Origin of the sequence: Pseudomonas sp. UV AK001, from assembly GCF_046097675.1 — a bacterium.
GTDB classification, from domain to species: domain Bacteria; phylum Pseudomonadota; class Gammaproteobacteria; order Pseudomonadales; family Pseudomonadaceae; genus Aquipseudomonas; species Aquipseudomonas kribbensis.
The window spans coordinates 1-2,825 of record NZ_JBJUVZ010000022.1; the positions used below are offsets into that span (position 1 = coordinate 1).

A 2,825-nucleotide genomic window follows, 5' to 3' on the forward strand; every position below is an offset into this window, starting at 1 on the left:
TTCGGAGCAGACGCGAGTCAGAGCAGCGGTCAGAGTGGTTTTACCGTGATCAACGTGACCGATAGTTCCGACGTTGACGTGCGGTAGGGAACGATCAAATTTTTCCTTAGCCATCGATATCACCCCTAACAGAAGAAATAAGCAAACAACCCTAGCCATTAAAACAAAGGCAGATATTTTCATATCTGCCTTGTTATATGGAGCTCTTGAGCGGATTTGAACCGCTGACCTCACCCTTACCAAGGGTGTGCTCTACCAACTGAGCTACAAGAGCGTAACACTTTGCACAACCTGCAAACTTGGAGCGGGTAGCGGGAATCGAACCCGCATCATCAGCTTGGAAGGCTGAGGTTCTACCACTAAACTATACCCGCGGAGCCTGCAGCTCACGCTAAAATCTGGTGGAGGGAGAAGGATTCGAACCTTCGAAGTCGTAGACGTCAGATTTACAGTCTGATCCCTTTGGCCGCTCGGGAACCCCTCCTAATCAGGCCGGCATTCTATACTACGCCAAACCCTTGTCAAGCATTTTCTCATTTAAAAACCTGAGGTTAGCTGCGTTGACATCACCTCACCGCTTAAACCCTTTCAGGTCTTCGCTGTGGAGCGGGCGCCATTCTATGCAAACTATTCCGCAGGTGCAACCCCCTCACACAGCATTATTTTATGTTTTAACTCATTGAATTCCTTGGAAAGGTTTTGTATCTGAGCATCCCCCAGCAAACGCTGGGTTTCGGGTGTAATTCGGAACCAATATGCATTGCTGGAAAGGTCTTTAGGCACAGCCTGAGCCTTCACTCCCAACTCAGCCAGACTCTGCCCTAGAGCTTGTGCCACTTCAGGACGACTCAACCCACCTATATATAGACACTGCCCATCAGTCTTCGCACCCCGCGAAACATCACCAGCCTCACTCAGCAAGCGGATATCCTGCTGCGAGCCACTATAAAGACGCAGAGGCGTGACATCCTTTGCACGCAGTGGCGCCTCCTGCTGATGCCAGACGTAATAAAACACATTGAGTACCAGAAGCAGGAGAAACAACCAACGCATACAAACCTCAGGACAAAGGACAAGCCATAGCCAAGCCGACGAACACCAAATCGGGAACCACCCTGGCCTCAGGCACAACATCCGACACCAGCTCAGCATCCCCCCCAGTGATGAAAACACTGAAGCTTTCTCCCCAGTAGGAACGCGCCATCTCCAACTGCGTCAGTACGAACCCCCTGAGCATCAACGAACAGCCACGCTCCACCGCCTCGACCGTATTGCGCCCCGGAACGTGACTCGTCAATGCTCGCTCCGCCGCCAGATCGCCATAGCGAATCTTTCGAGTATGCGTACGCAATTGATTTCGCATCAATGGCATACCAGGACAAATGAAGCCTCCCAGGTGCTCACCTTCCGACGAGACGAAATCAGCAGTCACCGCCGTCCCAAAATCAAGAACCAGGCATGCCCCACCAGCCAGATGAAAGCCACCAAGCATCGCTAACCAGCGATCAAGACCCAAACGCTCGTAGTCCTCATAGCCGTTCTTGACGCCAGACATTTCGCGAGCAGGTGTCGCACGGACAACGGATATATCGAACTCACGCTTGAGGAGACCGATCAGCAAATTGGTCTCGTCTTCAGTTCTTACACTGACAAGGCGGCATTTGCCGAGAGACAAACTATCGAGCGAACGAAGATTGCCGACCAATGCCCCATCAGAGTCAACTACCCCTTCCGCGACCAGGGTACCGGCCTCGCCTTTCAGCACCCGCCACTTGATAAAGCTGTTGCCGCAATCAAGCTCAAGAATCATCACGCAACCTCAAGCTGAGCTCACCACCACTAAAGACTCTTTCCACACCATCTACCTTCAATCGCAGCGCACCTTGATTATCGACCCCCAGCACCACGCCATCTATCTGGGTGACACCGGCAGTGAGAGAAACCGGCTGCCCTTGCCATAAATGGCTCGCCTCCCACTCTGCCTGAAGCGCTGAGAAACCGCCTGATTGGTGGCGCTGCAAATAAAGCTGCAACTGTTTACTCAGCTCGACCACCAGACCATTGCGATCACAAGGTTTCCCCGACTCGAGCCTTATCGAAGTCCACTGCTGATCAACCTCGTCGGAAGTTTGCATGTTCACGTTTATGCCAATACCCAGCACCACATGACACACATCTGCCGGATCCCCAACCAGCTCCAGCAAGATTCCCGCGATTTTTTTTCGCCCCACCAAAACGTCATTGGGCCACTTCAACCCGGCACCCACCACCCCAAGCGCTCGCAAGGTTTGCATGACCGCAAGACCGACAACAAGACTTAGCCCTTCAAGCTGGCGCATCCCACCGTCAATACGCAACACGAGACTGTAATAGAGGTTCTCGGCAAACGGGCTTACCCATTTGCGACCTCTGCGCCCACGTCCGGATATTTGTCGTTCGGCCAATATCAGAAAGGGGGCCATTTGCCCCCGCTCAACGGCGCGCAGCGATTCGGCGTTAGTAGAGTCGATTGAGTTGAGGACACTCACCGACCAGCCTATAAGACGTTCCTCTATCTCGAGCGAGTCGAGCAACGTCAGCGGCGAAGCCAACTGGTAGCCTCGCCCTCGAACTTTATGTATGGACAGCCCAAGCTCAGCCTCGAGATGCTGAAGCTGCTTCCACACCGCACTTCGACTAATTCCCAGGGCGGCTCCCAGAGCCTGGCCGGAATGGAATCGCCCATCCTTCAGAAGGTTCAACAACGTCAGCATGCAGGTCTCGCCTCGGAATGAGGCCCGAATAATAGCCATGCACCGAGCTGTTGCATAGAATTCAAACAGCCC

4 protein-coding genes and 3 tRNA genes are annotated in these 2,825 nt (G+C 53.3%); all 7 read right to left on the reverse strand.

The genetic code is table 11. The features are described from left to right. A partial coding sequence (locus ACKLNA_RS29055) for a GTP-binding protein (RefSeq protein ID WP_007916459.1) occupies positions 1-114 on the reverse strand: 114 nt, incomplete at its 3' end. Positions 115-198: 84 nt separating this feature from the next. Continuing rightward, positions 199-274, reverse strand: a tRNA-Thr gene (locus tag ACKLNA_RS29060). 26 nt (positions 275-300) lie between these two features. After that, positions 301-374 (reverse strand) — tRNA-Gly (locus tag ACKLNA_RS29065). Positions 375-399: 25 nt separating this feature from the next. Continuing rightward, a tRNA-Tyr gene (locus ACKLNA_RS29070) sits at positions 400-484 on the reverse strand. A 143-nt stretch (positions 485-627) separates the two neighbouring features. Beyond that, positions 628-1,053, reverse strand: coding sequence for a hypothetical protein (locus ACKLNA_RS29075; RefSeq protein ID WP_408987842.1), 426 nt, complete (start codon positions 1,051-1,053; stop codon positions 628-630). 7 nt (positions 1,054-1,060) lie between these two features. After that, a complete protein-coding gene (locus tag ACKLNA_RS29080) occupies positions 1,061-1,810 on the reverse strand; it encodes a pantothenate kinase (RefSeq protein ID WP_408987843.1) in 750 nt (249 codons plus the stop codon). Then, the gene (birA, locus tag ACKLNA_RS29085) at positions 1,800-2,753 is read right to left on the reverse strand and encodes a bifunctional biotin--[acetyl-CoA-carboxylase] ligase/biotin operon repressor BirA (protein ID WP_408987844.1); all 954 of its coding nucleotides are present in this window, start codon (positions 2,751-2,753) and stop codon (positions 1,800-1,802) included. The genes ACKLNA_RS29080 and birA overlap by 11 nt, the downstream gene beginning before the upstream one ends. Positions 2,754-2,825 lie beyond the last annotated feature (72 nt).